Origin of the sequence: Metallococcus carri (genome assembly GCF_011440275.1) — a bacterium.
Classification (GTDB): Bacteria; Actinomycetota; Actinomycetes; order Actinomycetales; family Dermatophilaceae; genus Metallococcus; species Metallococcus carri.
Genome location: NZ_JAAOIV010000003.1, coordinates 120,132 through 135,501 on the forward strand (window position 1 = coordinate 120,132; position 15,370 = coordinate 135,501).

The window sequence follows — 15,370 nt, forward strand, 5'->3', positions numbered from 1 at the left end:
GTCAGGACGGGCGGACCGCCTCAGCGGGCGAGGTGCTCCACGGCCGCGAGCAGCACGCAGGTCGCCACCCCGTCCATCGCGGTCTCGACCTCTTCCAGCGGAGGCATGGTCGGCGCGAGCCGGATGTTGGCGTCATCCGGGTCCTGCCCGAGGGGGTATGACGAGCCCGCCGGCGTGAGCGCGATCCCTGCCTCCTTGGCGAGTTCGACCACCCGCGATGCGGTGCCGGGCACCACGTCGAGGCTGACGAAATAGCCGCCGATCGGCTGGGTCCACTCCGCGACATCCTGGCCACCGAGCCGTTCGGTGAGGATGCGGTGCACCGCCTCGAACTTGGGCGCGATGATCTGCGCGTGCTTGCGCATGTGGGCCCGCACGCCCTCGGCGTCACCGAAGAACTGCGCGTGCCGCAGCTGGTTGATCTTGTCCGGGCCGATGGACGCCATCGACAGGTGCTTCTTGAACCAGGCGATGTTGTCGGTTGAGGCGGCGAGGAAGGCCACGCCGGCACCGGCGAAGGTGATCTTGGAGGTCGAGGCGAACATGATCGGCCGGTTGGGGTTGCCGCTCGCCGACGCCAGGCTGAGCACATCGGCCGTCTTGGTCTCCTCCTCGGTCAGGTGGTGCAGCGCGTAGGCGTTGTCCCAGAAGATCTTGAAGTCCGGGGCCGCCGTCGGCATCGACACCAGCCGCACCGCGACCTCCTGGGTGACGGTGTCACCGGTCGGGTTGGCGTAGGTCGGCACCACCCACATGCCCTTGATGCTCGGGTCGTCCTTGACCAGCGCCGCGATCGCGTCGGCGTCCGGGCCGTCGGCACGCATCGGCACCGGGATCATCTCGATGCCGAAGGAGTGCAGCAGCGAGAAGTGCCGGTCGTAGCCCGGCACCGGGCACACGAAGCGGATCTTCTCCTCGGCCGCCCACGGCCGCTCGGAGTCGACCGCGCCGTGCAGCAAGCAGTCGACCAGCACCTGCTGCATCAGCGACAGGCTCGAATTGCCTTGTGCCAGAAGCTGATTGGGGTCAACCCAGAGGAGCTCGGCGAAGATCTCGCGCAGCTCGAGCAGGCCGTCGAGGCCACCGTAATTGCGGGTGTCCGTGCCGTCTTTCGCGGTGAAACCCTTTGGCAGAGAAAGCAATTCGTTGGACAGGTCCAGCTGCGCCGCCGACGGCTTGCCGCGGGTCAGGTCGAGCTTCAGCCCGCGCGAGGCGAGTTCGTCATACGACGAACGCAACGACTGGGTGAGGGCAGCGAGTTCTTGGGTGGACAGGTCGGCGAGGGCCACGGTGGATTGCTCCTGCAAGGGGGGTGGTGCGAGCTTGACCGCACTATCCTCCCAAAAGGGGGGAGAACCAGTGCCGGCGCGTCCGCATCGCTGACACCGGCGAGTTTCCAAGTGGAACCCGGCCTTGCCCCTCGCCGTCGTAAGCGGCACAACCGTTACATCGCCCAGGGAGGACCCATGAAGAAGACACCGACAGTGCTAGCCGGACTCGCGCTCACCGCGACCCTCGGCCTGACCGCTTGCAACACTTCGACCAGCGGCTCGGGTGACAACACGAGCACCAGCTCCTCGTCGAGCAGCAGCTCGACGTCCGACAGCTCGAGCCCGACCTCGGACCAGAGCAGCAGCACCAGTTCGGACAGCTCGAGCAGCTCGAGCTCGGACTCCTCGAGCAGCAGCGACTCGCAGTCCTCGGCTCCCGGCGGCACCGCCACCGATGCGGCCGGCAGCCGCGACGTCAAGGACAAGAACGGCCTCGACGCCCAGGTCACCACACTGCCGTCCGGCCCGCTCAACGCGGTCAAGGTGCTGGTGCTCGGCGGTTACTCCGGCGACGGCCAGAGCCAGTCCTCGGACTACGGCACCTTCTATGCCGTGCTGCAGACCAACTCCACCACCAACGGCCTGGTCAAGTTGCGCTACGACATGCTCGACGCGAACGGTCAGGTGCTCGGCAGCGTGGACGACAGCATCGCCGTGGGCGGAACCCAGGGCGAACTGAAGATCACCAATGCCAAGGGCAAGCTGCCCGTCGAGCGCAGCAAGATCAAGATGGTGCGGCTGTCGATCACCTCCAACGAGGCGAACCAGTTCGCGGCCGTGTCCGACGTGAAGGGCCTGTCGATCGGTCGGGACAGCAGCTCCAATGTCCCGACGGTGTCCGGCCAGATCCGCAAGGCGTCCGGCGACGGGATGATCATGTCGATCAACGTGGTCTGTGCCGACGCGCAGGGCCTGGTGCAGGCCGACGACGACAACGCCCCGACGCTGTCCGGCTCCAACTGGGCGCCGTTCACCCTGAAGATGCTGGGTGTGCAGCAGGGCTACCAGCCGACCAAGTGCTTCGTCGGCGGTCGCTGACCGGCGAGCAGAACACGAAGGAGGCCCGGACCAACAGGTCCGGGTCTCCTTGCGGTGCTGCGTGCGGTGAGCCCGAGGATGAGCGCCCGGCCCCGGCGCCGCTTCGCGCAGTTATCGCGCTCTCGCACCGGCGCAGCGCCGCGAGAGCGCGTGAGCTGCGCGATGCTCGGCGACCCTGTGGATAACCCGGGCGACTGCGGGGCGCGCCGTGCCACGGTGTGGTGATGGCCGAGCCACTCCAGGGACACGAGGTGCACACCGCGCGTGAGCTGATCCGGTCCGGGATCGAACCGTGGCGCGGCGCCGCCGCCGCGTCCTTCACTCGCGCACGCAGGGGCACGTATGTCGACAGCGCACGGTGGCATCAGCTGTCACCGCTGCAACGCCACCAGGTGCTGGTGATCGGCACGCTGGACAGCATGAGCAGCCAGCCGCTGCTGTCGCATCACGCAGCCGCGGCGGTCTGGGGCCTGCCCATCCTCGGGAAGTGGCCGCAGCGGATCGACGTGTTGGTCGACACCCGGCAAGGGTCCAGCGGACACGTCCACCGATGGCATGTGCCGAGCCTTCCCGAGCCGGTGTACGTCTCCGGATTCGCAGTCACCAGCGCGGCGCGCACCGTCCTGGACGTCGTGCGGTCGAGCTCGCTGGCCGCCGGCCTGGTGATCGCCGATGCCGCCCTACGCCATGAGTTGTGCACGCCGGCGGACCTGGATGCGGAGCTTGCTGCGGTGCCCGGACGAGCTCGGGGTCTGCCCATTGCGCGCGCCGTGATCGCCATTGCCGATGCCGGCTCGGAGTCGGTCGGCGAGTCACTGAGCCGCGCTGGGATGTATGCCGGCGGGCTACCGCAGCCGCAGCTGCAGGTCGAGGTGCGGGATGCCGACGGACTCATCGGCTGGAGTGACTTCGGGTGGGAGCAGGCAGTGGGCGAGTTCGACGGGATGGTCAAGTACGGACTGACGGCTGGTAGCCCGGCCAACGCACTCGCGCTGGAGAAGACCCGCGAGGACCGGATCAGACGCAACCACCGGATCGCCCGCTGGATCTGGGCCGATGCGCTCACTCGAGTCCCGATGCTGCACCGGCTCGGCGAGATCGGCATCCGACCGGACCGTGGGGCGCAGTGGCTGCGGTCCCCGCTCGCGCATGTGCCTGCCGCGAAGCGCCGGCGTGGGTTCCGGGCAGCGTGAATCACCATCGCGCAGCTTCCGCGGGCGCGCACTGCTGCGCGTATGCGAGCGCGCGACAACTGCGCGACGGTGGCGGCATACGAAAAAGCGGCCCCGAGACCGAAGTCTCGGGGCCACTCTCGCGGGTTCAGATCATCACTTGGTGATCTTGGTGACGCGGCCCGCACCGACGGTGCGACCGCCCTCGCGGATCGCGAACCGCAGACCCTCGTCCATCGCGATGGGCTGGATGAGCTCGACCGACATCTCGGTGTTGTCACCCGGCATGACCATCTCGGTGCCCTCCGGCAGCTTCACGACGCCGGTGACGTCGGTGGTGCGGAAGTAGAACTGCGGACGGTAGTTGTCGTAGAACGGCGTGTGACGGCCACCCTCGTCCTTGGACAGGATGTAGACGCTCGCCTCGAAGTTCGTGTGCGGCGTCGTGGTGCCCGGCTTGGAGATGACCTGGCCGCGCTCGACGTCCTCACGCTTGATGCCGCGCAGCAGGAGGGCGGCGTTGTCGCCGGCCTGGCCGCTGTCGAGCATCTTGTTGAACATCTCGATCGAGGTCACGGTGGTCTTGACCGGACCGGTCTGGTGCAGACCGACGATCTCGACCTCCTCGTTGACGTTGAGCACGCCGCGCTCGATACGACCGGTGACGACGGTGCCACGACCGGTGATCGTAAAGACGTCCTCGACCGGCATCAGGAACGGCTTGTCGGTCTCGCGCTCCGGGTCCGGGATCGACTCGTCGACCGCGTCCATGAGCTCGAGAACGGTCTTGCCCCACTCCTCGTCGCCCTCCAGGGCCTTGAGCGCGGAGACCTTGACGACCGGCAGGTCGTCACCGGGGAACTCGTAGGAGGACAGCAGTTCGCGGACCTCCATCTCCACGAGCTCCATGATCTCCTCGTCGTCGACCATGTCGGCCTTGTTCAGCGCGACGACGATGTAGGGCACACCCACCTGACGGGCGAGCAGGACGTGCTCCTTGGTCTGCGGCATCGGGCCATCGGTGGCCGCCACGACCAGGATGGCGCCGTCCATCTGCGCCGCACCGGTGATCATGTTCTTGACGTAGTCGGCGTGACCCGGGCAGTCGACGTGCGCGTAGTGACGCTTCTCGGTCTGGTACTCGATGTGCGCGATCGAGATCGTGATGCCGCGCTGCTTCTCCTCGGGCGCCTTGTCGATCTCGTCGAACGCGAACTGCGGGTTCAGGTCCGGGTACTTGTCGTGCAGAACCTTCGAGATGGCAGCCGTCAGCGTCGTCTTGCCGTGGTCGATGTGACCGATGGTTCCGATGTTGACGTGCGGCTTGGTCCGCTCGAACTTGGCCTTAGCCACTGCTGGTCCTCCTCAGGACTTGGGTACTGACGCCGGGGCGGCGTCGACTTCTGGGTTGGTGTGAATCGTAAGGGTCAACCGATCGAGGGCGAAAAGCCCGCGATCACTCGCCCCGGACCTTCTTGATGATCTCGTCCGCGACGTTCCGGGGAACCTCGGCGTACGAGTCGAACTGCATCGAGTAGTTCGCCCGACCTTGGGTCTTGGACCGCAAGTCGCCAACGTACCCGAACATCTCCGACAGCGGCACAAGAGCGCGAACGACCTTGGCGCCACTCACATCCTCCATGGCCTGGATCTGGCCACGGCGGGAGTTGAGGTCGCCGACGACGTCGCCCATGTAGTCCTCGGGCGTGCGCACCTCGACGGCCATCATCGGTTCGAGCAGGGCCGGGTCGGCCTTGCGGGCGGCCTCCTTGAAGACCATCGAACCGGCGATCTTGAACGCCATCTCGGAGGAGTCGACGTCGTGGTAGGCACCGTCGACCAGCGTCGCCTTGACGCCGACGACCGGGTAACCGGCGAGGATGCCGAGCTGCATGGCCTCCTGGATGCCGGCGTCCACAGACGGGATGTACTCACGCGGGACACGACCACCGGTGACGGCGTTGTCGAACTCGTAGAGCTCGCCCTCGGAGGTGTCCAGCGGCTCCAGGGTGACCTGCACCTTGGCGAACTGACCCGAACCACCGGTCTGCTTCTTGTGCGTGTAGTCGTACTTCTCGACCGCACGACGGATGGTCTCGCGGTAGGCCACCTGCGGGGCACCGACATTGGCCTCGACCTTGAACTCCCGCTTCATGCGGTCGACCAGGATGTCGAGGTGGAGTTCGCCCATGCCCTTGATGATGGTCTGGCCGGTCTCCTCGTCGAGCTCGACCTGGAAGGTCGGGTCCTCCTGCGCCAGCTTCTGGATCGCGGTGCCGAGCTTCTCCTGGTCACCCTTGGTCTTGGGCTCGATGGCCACCGAGATGACCGGCTCGGGGAAGCTCATCGACTCCAGCACGATCTGCTGGTTCGGGTCGCTCAGCGTGTCACCGGTCGTGGTCTCCTTCAGACCGATGGCCGCGTAGATGTGACCGGCGAGCGCCTCGTCGACCGGGTTTTCCTTGTTGGCGTGCATCTGGAACAGCTTGCCGATGCGCTCCTTCTTGCCCTTGGTGCTGTTGACCACCTGCGAGCCCGCGGCCACCCGGCCGGAGTACACGCGGATGAAGGTCAGCGTCCCGAAGAAGGGGTGCGCGGCAACCTTGAAGGCCAGCGCCGAGAAGGGCTCGTCGACCGACGGAGCACGCGTGAGCTCGGTCTCCTCGTCGCCCGGCTTGTACCCCTTCATCGGCGGCACGTCCAGCGGGCTCGGCAGGTAGTCCACGACCGCGTCGAGCATCGGCTGCACGCCACGGTTCTTGAACGCCGACCCGCAGAAGACCGGGTAGAGCTCGGAGTTGACGGTGAGCTTGCGGATGCCGGCCTTGAGCTCGTCGATCGACAGCTCCTCGCCGCCGAGGTACTTCTCCATCAGCTCGTCGTCGGACTCGGCGACGCGCTCCACGAGGTGCTCGCGGTATTCCTCGGCCTTGGCCTGCAGGTCCGCCGGGATCTCCTGGATCTCGTACTTGGCGCCCATGGTGACGTCACCCTTGGCGTCGCCCGGCCAGACCAGCGCGCGCATGTAGAGCAGGTCGACGACACCGACGAAGTCGCTCTCGGAACCGATCGGCAGCTGCATCACCAGCGGCTCCGCGCCGAGGCGGTCCTTGATGGTCTGCACCGTGAAGTAGAAGTCGGCGCCCATCTTGTCCATCTTGTTGACGAACGCGATGCGCGGGACGTCGTACTTGTCGGCCTGCCGCCACACGGTCTCCGACTGCGGCTCGACACCCTCCTTGCCGTCGAACACCGCGACCGCACCGTCGAGCACGCGCAGGGACCGCTCCACCTCGACGGTGAAGTCGACGTGCCCCGGGGTGTCGATGATGTTGATCTGGGTGCCCTCCCAGAAGCTGGTGACCGCGGCGGAGGTGATCGTGATGCCGCGCTCCTTCTCCTGCTCCATCCAGTCGGTGGTCGAGGCACCGTCGTGCGTCTCACCGATCTTGTGGTTCACACCCGTGTAGAACAGGATGCGCTCGGTGGTCGTGGTCTTACCGGCATCGATGTGCGCCATGATGCCGATGTTGCGGACCTTCTTCAGGTCGGTCAGCACGTCCTGTGCCACTGTCGTCCTCGATCTCGTTCGTCGTATGTCGGGTGGCTGCGTGGGCAGCCCTAGTGCGGTTCCCCTGGGGGACCCGGTGCCCGGCCGAGGCCGGGCACCACGCGGGTCACCAGCGGTAGTGCGCGAAGGCCCGGTTGGACTCGGCCATCTTGTGCGTGTCCTCGCGACGCTTCACCGCGGCACCCAGGCCGTTGGAGGCGTCCAGGATCTCGTTCATCAGCCGCTCGGTCATCGTCTTCTCACGGCGCTGACGGCTGTAACCGACCAGCCACCGCAGGCTGAGGGTGGTCGCCCGGCCGGGCTTGACCTCGACCGGCACCTGGTAGGTCGCACCACCGACACGGCGGGACTTGACTTCCAGGCTCGGCTTGATGTTGTCGAGCGCGCGCTTGAGGGTGACCACCGGGTCGGTGCCGTTCTTCTCACGGCAGCCCTCGAGTGCGCCATACACAATGCGCTCGGCGACAGATTTCTTCCCGTCGAGCAGGATCTTGTTGACCAGCTGGGTCACCAGCGGGCTGCCGTAGACCGGGTCGACGACCAGGGGGCGCTTCGGAGCAGGGCCCTTACGAGGCATTACTTCTTCTCCTTCTTCGCGCCGTAACGGGAGCGGGACTGGTTGCGGTTCTTGACACCCTGGGTGTCGAGCGCGCCGCGGATGATCTTGTAGCGAACGCCGGGGAGGTCCTTCACCCGGCCGCCACGCACGAGCACGATCGAGTGCTCCTGCAGGTTGTGGCCGACGCCCGGGATGTAGGCCGTCACCTCGATGCCGGAGGTGAGGCGCACACGCGCCACCTTCCGCAGCGCCGAGTTCGGCTTCTTCGGGGTCGTGGTGTAGACGCGGGTGCACACGCCGCGTCGCTGGGGGCTGCCCTTCAGGGCCGGGGTCGAGACCTTAGTGATCTTGTCCTGCCGGCCCTTGCGGACGAGCTGGTTGATGGTAGGCAACCTGTTCTCCGTCTGATCGGTGTCTTGTCGCGCCGGTCCGCGGTGGGACCGACTCCTTGGTGATGACCGCGCGCTACCCTCGGGCCGTAACCCGAGGTCGGGTGTGTCGCGACGGCGCCCTCCCCCGCACTTCCGCACCGAGCCGGCCGGGGTTACGCCAAGGCGCACCACGGTCGATCCGGGCGACTGCCCGGCGAGAGCGTGTGGCGGGCCTGATGCCCCGTCGAAGAACCGGGCAGGGCAGAGCCCACGCACAAGCCACGAGTCTACCGACGCGCCGATACACGACCAAATCCGCAGCGCGAGTCCCGCGCGCGCATCCGGGCCGACGGCAGCCGGCCGGGTTAGGGTGACCGCCGTGAGAGCCGATGAAGTACGCAAGCTCACCGCTGTCGAGGATCGACACTGGTGGTATGCCGAGCGCCGCCACCTGGTCGGGCAACTGATCAAGGACCTCCCCGCCGGTGACGCGGCCGATATCGGAGCGGCCGGCGGTGGCAACACCCGCGTGCTGCTCGACCACGGCTGGCGGGCGATCGCCTTCGAGCTCAGTCCCGATGGCGCGCAGGTCGGCGCCTCCCGCGGACTCAATGTGGCCCGGGCCGACGCCACCAAGCTGCCCCTGGCGGATGAGTCGGTAGACCTGGTGACCGCCCTGGACATCATCGAGCACATCGAGGATGACGACGCTGCGGTCAGCGAGATCCGGCGGGTGCTGCGCCCCGGCGGCACCGCGGTGATCGCCGTGCCGGCCGATCCCAAGCTGTGGTCGGCCCACGATGTCGCGGTCAACCACGTGCGCCGCTACACCCGGCCCGCGCTGCTCGATGTGTTGCAACGCAATGGGCTGGTCGTCGAGGAATGCTCGTCCTGGATGGTGCTGCTGCGCCCCGTCGTGGCGCTGCGCCGCAAGAGCACCTCCGGCAGCGACCTGGACGAGCCCGGGGCCTTGGTCAACACCGCCCTGAAGGGCGTCGTGACCCTCGAGCGCTACCTGCCCGTCCGCTCCCTGCCCGGTGTGTCGTTGTGGGTCAAGGCTCGACGGCCCTGAACGGCACGGCACCTACCCGATCGGTGTCGTCCTCGACCGAGCGGCCTTCGCGCGTTCCACTCGCAGCCGGCGACGCCTGGACCGGCCTGATCCTCCTGGCGGCCGTCGGCCTCTTTGGCGCGTATGCCGTGTACGCCGGACTCCCCGCCGGATCGCTCGCTCGACTCCTTGTCACGACCGTCGTGGTGCAATGGCTCCCCGGCATACTGCTGTGGCGATTCCTGCGCCCGCGGGACGGCTGGCTGGTCGAGGATCTCGCGGCCGGCTTCGCCTGCGGGTTCGCCCTCAGTGTGCCGGCCCAGGTCATCGGCGGTTTCCTGGACAGCGCAGTCGTGAGCGCGAGCCTCCCCCTCCTGGTCGCGCTGGCCTTGCTGGTCGTGCCGGCGGCGCGGCGGCGGATCCTCGACGCGCGCTGGACCCGCACCCCGTGGTGGCTACCGGTGGTGATCGCAGTCGCCAGCCTCGGCTGCGTGCGCGACCTGTCTGGCTATTTCCGGCAAAACCGGCTGGACTGGCCGATCAAGACTGCTGGCCGGCCCCATGTCGACCAGTACTTCCAGGTCGCGCTCACCAACGAGTTGCGCTTCCGCGGTCCGGCCGGCTGGCCGATGATCGCCGGCGAACGCCTGGACTACCACTGGTTCACGCACGCGTGGATGGGCCAGCTCGCGGCCGTCGCCGATGTGCCCGCAGCCCAGGTCGTGCTGCGCTTCGCGCCGGCGCTGCTGCCGGTGCTGGCCGTGGCGGCCATCGCGGCCCTCGCCCTGCGCGTCACCGGGAGGGCCTCGGCCGCTGCGGTCGCAGCGGTGGTGTCGATGTTCACCAATTACGTGGTCGTATGGCGAGCGCCGGGCACCGCCCTGCCGATCACGCCGTTCTCGCCCACGCTGGCGCCCAGCCTGATCGTGCTGACCGCTCTCGTCGCGGTCCTGGCCTTCCGGCTGCGCGGCGAACGCCGTGATGCGGCGAGCGCGGCGGCGGTCGTTGCGCTGGCGATCGTCGCTGCGGGCACCAAGGGTTCGGCGACGCCGCTGGTGGTCGCCGGCCTCGCGCTCGCCGTGGCCGCAGCCGTCGTGTGGGACCGTCGCGCGATCAGCCGGCCGCTCGTGGACTTCGCCCTGGTCACCGTTGGCCTGCTGGTCACCATGAAGGTGATCTTCAACGGCTCGACCGATGGGCTGGTGCTCAACCCCACCGAGGCGGTGCAGCGCAGTTGGCCGGTCGCGGCGATCGGCGGCACGAGCACGACCGCCGTACTGCTCGCCGGGGGTGTCTTCCTCGTGCTCTGGGGGCTGAGCAAGGCCGTGCTGGGCGTGGTGCTGCTCTGGCGGCCGGACGAACGGCTCGGCCGCCGCGACCCGATCGTGTGGATCCTGCTCGGCTCGGTCATCGCCGGCGCGTTCGGGCCGGCCCTGTTCGTGCAACCGGGCGTGAGCCAGAACTACTTCCGGATCCAGGCCCTGCCGCTCGCGGCAGTGCTGAGCGCCGCCGGGCTGACCCTGTGGTGGCACAACCGATCGCGGGTCCAACTGGTCGCCGCGGTGGCTGCGGCCACGATCCTCGCCTGGATGGCCTATCAGCTGCCGATCTCATGGGTCCCGGTCCGCCCGCACCGACCGAGCACCAGTTTTCTGGTCGTCCTGCTCGGCGTCGTCCTGTGCCTGCTCGCCGGTGCCGTGGTCGCCGCGCTGGACCGCCGGCAACGCGCCCTGACGGCGGCAACGGTGACCTCCGGTGCGCTGCTGCTGACCGGCGCGGTGTCGGTGGCCGACAGTTTCGGCGGACGTGGCGACTACGCCGGCCCCGTCCTTCCCGGCGTCGCGGGCGCGGTGCGGCAGGGTCAGCTGGATGCCGCCACCTATATCGGCAACCATTCCTCACCCGACGCGCTGGTGATGACGAACCGGCATTGCACCACGCCACGCCCGGTCCGTGGCGTGTGTGAGAGCCGGTGGTATCTCGTGGCCGCCTTCAGCGGGCGACAGGTGCTCGTCGAGGGCTGGGGCTATTCGCCGCCGATCACCGCCGCCTACGTCAAGGGACGCACCTCGATCACAGCGCCGTTCAACGACCCGGCCCTGCTGCGGTTGAACGACGGCTTCTACACCTCGCCCACGCCCCAGGCGGCCCGTGAGCTGTGGAACCGGGGGGTGCGGTGGATCTATGTCGACAAGCTGACTACCCCCCGCACTCGGTTGGCGCCCTACGCGAGGCTGGTCTACCAGAACCCCGCAGCGGCGGTGTGGACGCTCAACCGGCCGTGACCGGCATACGGCATGCCTGACCGGCATTCGGCATAACGAAGCGGCCCCGGCCACCCACGAAGGGTGACCGGGGCCGCTCGCCATCCGGCTTAGCTGGTGAAGCCGAGCGACTCGTCGTCCAGACGGACCGCCTCGCCCGAGCCCGGTCCGAAGATCGGGTAGTCGTAGGGCTGGTAGTCCGGCAGGGCGTAGAGCGCCGCCTTGGCCTCCTCGGTGGGCTCGACCGCCAGGTTGCGGTACCGGGTCAACCCGGTGCCGGCCGGGATGAGCTTGCCCAGGATGACGTTCTCCTTGAGGCCGAGCAGCGGGTCGCGCTTGCCTTGCATCGCGGCCTCGGTGAGGACGCGGGTGGTCTCCTGGAAGGAGGCCGCCGACAGCCACGACTCGGTCGCGAGCGACGCCTTGGTGATGCCCATCAGCTCGGAGCGACCCGAGGCCGGCCGGCCACCTTCGGCGACCGCGCGACGCGAAGCGTCCTCGAAGCGAGAACGCTCGGCCAGCTCGCCCGGGAGCAGGTCGGTGTCGCCCGCCTCGATGATCGTGATGCGACGCAGCATCTGCCGCACGATGACCTCGATGTGCTTGTCGTGGATCGACACACCCTGCTGGCGGTACACACCCTGGACCTCGTCCACCAGGTGCTTCTGCACCTCGCGGGCACCCTGGATGCGCAGCACCTGCTTGGGGTCGATGGCACCCTGCACGAGCAGCGTGCCGACCTCGACGTGGTCGCCGTCCTGCACGAGCAGACGCGCACGCTTGCTCACCGGGTAGGCGTGCTCCTCCGAGCCGTCGTCCGGGGTGAGCAGGATGCGACGAGCCTTGTCGTTCTCCTCGACCTGGACCCGACCGGCCGCCTCGGCGATCGGCGCGACACCCTTGGGGGTGCGGGCCTCGAAGAGCTCCACGACGCGCGGCAGACCCTGGGTGATGTCGTCACCCGCGGCGCCACCGGTGTGGAAGGTCCGCATCGTCAGCTGGGTGCCGGGCTCACCGATGGACTGGGCGGCGATGATGCCGACCGCCTCACCGATGTCGACCAGCTTGCCGGTCGCAAGCGAACGGCCGTAGCACTTGGCGCAGGTGCCGACGCGGGACTCACAGGTGAGCACCGAGCGGACCTTGACGTCCTCGACACCGGCAGCGATGAGCTTGTCCAGGCTCACGTCACCCAGGTCGTCACCGGCCTTGGCGAGCACATTGCCGTCGACCTCGACGTCGGCCGCGAGCGTGCGGGCATAGACCGAGGACTCGACATTCTCGTGCTCGACCAGCTGGCCGTCGGCGTCGCGCTGCGCGATCGGCAGCGTGAGGCCACGGTCGGTGCCACAGTCGAGCTCGCGGATGATGACGTCCTGCGACACGTCCACCAGACGACGGGTCAGGTAACCCGAGTCGGCGGTCCGCAGCGCGGTGTCGGCCAGGCCCTTACGCGCACCGTGGGTGGAGATGAAGAACTCCAGCACCGACAAGCCCTCGCGGAAGTTGGACTTGATCGGACGCGGGATGATCTCGCCCTTCGGGTTGGCCATCAGGCCTCGCGCGCCGGCGATCTGACGCACCTGGAACCAGTTACCACCAGCACCCGAGGACACCATCCGGTTGATCGGGTTCTTGGCACCGAAGTTCGCCTGCATCTCCGCGGCGACCTCGTTGGTGGCCTGCGTCCAGATCTCAACGAGCTCCTCGCGGCGCTCCTCGTCGGTGATCAGACCGCGCTCGTACTGACCCTGGACCTTGGCGGCCTTGGGCTCGTACTTGCCGAGAATCTCGATCTTGCGGTCCGGCGTCTGCACATCGGAGATGGCCACCGTGCAGCCCGAACGGGTCGCCCAGTAGAAACCGGCCTCCTTCAGCGCGTCCAGCGACGCGGCCACCTGGACCTTGGGGTAGCGCTCGGCGAGGTCGTTGACCACACCGGAGAGCGCCTTCTTGTCCACGACCTCGTTGAGGTAGGGATAGTCCTCCGGCAGCGCCTCGTTGAACAGCACCCGGCCCAGGCTGGTGTCCAGGGCGAAGGTCGCCCGGCCCAGCTCGTCGGTCTCCGTGCCCTCGGGCAGCTCGAAGCCGGCCGGCGGGACCTGCTCGCGCAACCGGATCGACACCAGCGAGCCCAGCTTGATCTCACCGCGGTCGAACGCCATCCGGGCCTCGGCGGCCGAGACGAACGAACGCAGCTGGCCGTCCTGCCCACCCTCGGCCGGGATCGGGTCCTCCGGCGTCGTCAGGTGGAAAATGCCGGTGATCATGTCCTGGCTCGGCATGGTGACCGGGCGGCCGTCGGCCGGCTTCAGGACGTTGTTGCTCGACAGCATCAGGATGCGAGCCTCGGCCTGGGCCTCGGCGGACAGCGGCACGTGGACCGCCATCTGGTCACCGTCGAAGTCGGCGTTGAACGCGGTGCAGACCAGCGGGTGGATCTGCACGGCCTTGCCCTCGACCAGCTGCGGCTCGAAGGCCTGGATGCCGAGTCGGTGCAGCGTGGGCGCCCGGTTGAGCAGCACCGGGTGCTCGGTGATGACCTCTTCGAGGACGTCCCACACGACCGGGTTGGCGCGCTCGACCTTGCGCTTGGCCGACTTGATGTTCTGGGCGTGGTCGAGGTCGACCAGCCGCTTCATCACGAACGGCTTGAACAACTCCAGCGCCATCTGCTTGGGCAGGCCGCACTGGTGCAGCTTCAGCTGCGGGCCGACCACGATGACCGAACGGCCGGAGTAGTCGACGCGCTTGCCGAGCAGGTTCTGGCGGAACCGGCCCTGCTTGCCTTTGAGCATGTCGGACAGCGACTTCAGCGGGCGGTTGCCCGGCCCGGTGACCGGGCGACCGCGACGACCGTTGTCGAAGAGGCTGTCGACGGCCTCCTGCAGCATTCGCTTCTCGTTGTTGACGATGATCTCGGGTGCACCGAGGTCGAGCAGCCGCTTGAGACGGTTGTTGCGGTTGATGACGCGACGGTAGAGGTCGTTCAGGTCGGAGGTCGCAAAGCGGCCACCGTCCAGCTGCACCATCGGGCGCAGGTCCGGCGGGATCACCGGCACGCAGTCCAGCACCATCCCCGAGGGGTTGTTGGTGGTCTGCTGGAAGGCGGTGACGACCCGCAGGCGCTTCAGCGCACGGGTCTTGCGCTGGCCCTTGCCGGTGGCGATGATCTCGCGCAGCGATTCGGCCTCGGCCTCCAGGTCGAAGGTCTCCAGCCGCTTCTGCAGCGCCGCGGCGCCCATGCCACCCTCGAAGTAGAGACCGAACCGGTCCCGCATCTCGCGGTAGAGGACCTCATCGCCCTCGAGGTCTTGGACCTTGAGGTTCTTGAAGCGGTCCCACACCTGCTCGAGCCGCTCGACCTGCTGGTCGGCGCGCTTGCGCAGCTGGTTCATCTCACGCTCGGCGGACTCGCGCACCTTGCGGCGCACGTCGGCCTTGGCGCCTTCCTTCTCCAGCTCGGCCAGGTCGGCCTCGAGCTTGGCGGCGCGGGTGTTGATGTCGGAGTCGCGGCGGTTCTCGATCTCCTTCTTCTCCACCTCGATCTGCGCCTCGAGCGACGGCAGGTCCTTGTGACGCTGCTCGGTGTCGACCGAGGTGATCATGTAGGCCGCGAAGTAGATGACCTTCTCCAGGTCCTTCGGGGCCAGGTCGAGCAGGTAGCCGAGGCGGCTCGGGACACCCTTGAAGTACCAGATGTGGGTGACCGGTGCGGCCAGCTCGATGTGACCCATCCGCTCACGACGCACGGCCGAGCGAGTCACCTCGACGCCGCAGCGCTCACAGACGATGCCCTTGAAGCGGACGCGCTTGTACTTGCCGCAGTAGCACTCCCAGTCACGGGTCGGGCCGAAGATCTTCTCGCAGAAGAGTCCGTCCTTCTCCGGCTTGAGGGTGCGGTAGTTGATGGTCTCGGGCTTCTTGACCTCACCGTGGCTCCACTGGCGAATGTCGTCGGCGGTGGCCAGGCCGATCCGAAGCTCATCGAAGAAGTTGACGTCCAGCACTTG

The 15,370-nt window shown here is 67.8% G+C and carries 10 protein-coding genes; 4 read left to right on the top strand and 6 right to left on the bottom strand.

The genetic code is table 11. The features are described from left to right. Positions 1–20: 20 nt before the first annotated feature. Positions 21–1,289 carry an aminotransferase class I/II-fold pyridoxal phosphate-dependent enzyme gene (locus G9U51_RS05245; RefSeq protein ID WP_166194299.1) on the bottom strand — a complete coding sequence of 423 codons (1,269 nt, stop codon included), beginning with the start codon at positions 1,287–1,289 and terminating at the stop codon, positions 21–23. Between the two features lie 177 nt (positions 1,290–1,466). Between G9U51_RS05245 and G9U51_RS05250 the strand changes: the two genes are divergently transcribed. Next, a complete protein-coding gene (locus tag G9U51_RS05250) occupies positions 1,467–2,369 on the top strand; it encodes a hypothetical protein (protein WP_166193945.1) in 903 nt (300 codons plus the stop codon). A gap of 224 nt (positions 2,370–2,593) precedes the next feature. Next, the gene (locus G9U51_RS05255; protein WP_166194302.1) at positions 2,594–3,562 is read left to right on the top strand and encodes a hypothetical protein; all 969 of its coding nucleotides are present in this window, start codon (positions 2,594–2,596) and stop codon (positions 3,560–3,562) included. 135 nt (positions 3,563–3,697) lie between these two features. Here the strand turns inward: G9U51_RS05255 and tuf are convergent, their stop codons facing one another. The 4 genes from tuf to rpsL all read right to left on the bottom strand — a co-directional run bounded on the left by tuf (position 3,698) and on the right by rpsL (position 8,063). After that, positions 3,698–4,894 carry an elongation factor Tu gene (gene tuf / locus G9U51_RS05260; protein ID WP_166194305.1) on the bottom strand — a complete coding sequence of 399 codons (1,197 nt, stop codon included), beginning with the start codon at positions 4,892–4,894 and terminating at the stop codon, positions 3,698–3,700. Positions 4,895–4,997: 103 nt separating this feature from the next. Beyond that, positions 4,998–7,112 carry an elongation factor G gene (fusA, locus tag G9U51_RS05265; protein ID WP_166194308.1) on the bottom strand — a complete coding sequence of 705 codons (2,115 nt, stop codon included), beginning with the start codon at positions 7,110–7,112 and terminating at the stop codon, positions 4,998–5,000. Between the two features lie 106 nt (positions 7,113–7,218). Continuing rightward, complete coding sequence (rpsG, locus tag G9U51_RS05270; RefSeq protein ID WP_166194311.1) at positions 7,219–7,689, bottom strand: 30S ribosomal protein S7; 471 nt, start codon at positions 7,687–7,689, stop codon at positions 7,219–7,221. Further along, positions 7,689–8,063 (bottom strand): 30S ribosomal protein S12, encoded by a 375-nt coding sequence (gene rpsL / locus G9U51_RS05275; RefSeq protein WP_166194314.1) that lies wholly within the window; start codon positions 8,061–8,063, stop codon positions 7,689–7,691. The genes rpsG and rpsL overlap by 1 nt, the downstream gene beginning before the upstream one ends. Before the next feature lie 358 nt (positions 8,064–8,421). On the opposite strand from rpsL, the gene G9U51_RS05280 reads away from it, so the two are divergent. Together G9U51_RS05280 and G9U51_RS05285 are read left to right on the top strand one after the other, a co-directional pair. Continuing rightward, the gene (locus G9U51_RS05280; RefSeq protein WP_166194316.1) at positions 8,422–9,114 is read left to right on the top strand and encodes a class I SAM-dependent methyltransferase; all 693 of its coding nucleotides are present in this window, start codon (positions 8,422–8,424) and stop codon (positions 9,112–9,114) included. Between the two features lie 23 nt (positions 9,115–9,137). Further along, positions 9,138–11,378: a hypothetical protein gene (locus G9U51_RS05285; RefSeq protein ID WP_166194318.1), complete on the top strand. Its 2,241-nt coding sequence runs from the start codon at positions 9,138–9,140 to the stop codon at positions 11,376–11,378. An 89-nt stretch (positions 11,379–11,467) separates the two neighbouring features. Here the strand turns inward: G9U51_RS05285 and G9U51_RS05290 are convergent, their stop codons facing one another. After that, the gene (locus G9U51_RS05290) at positions 11,468–15,367 is read right to left on the bottom strand and encodes a DNA-directed RNA polymerase subunit beta' (RefSeq protein ID WP_166194320.1); all 3,900 of its coding nucleotides are present in this window, start codon (positions 15,365–15,367) and stop codon (positions 11,468–11,470) included. Positions 15,368–15,370 lie beyond the last annotated feature (3 nt).

Bases quoted from the DNA above. Each gene is read 5' to 3' on its own strand.
- G9U51_RS05250 (WP_166193945.1), top strand. From the start codon at position 1,467: ATGAAGAAGACACCGACAGTGCTAGCCGGACTCGCGCTCACCGCGACC.
- G9U51_RS05255 (WP_166194302.1), top strand. From the start codon at position 2,594: ATGGCCGAGCCACTCCAGGGACACGAGGTGCACACCGCGCGTGAGCTG.
- rpsG (WP_166194311.1), bottom strand. From the start codon at position 7,689: ATGCCTCGTAAGGGCCCTGCTCCGAAGCGCCCCCTGGTCGTCGACCCG.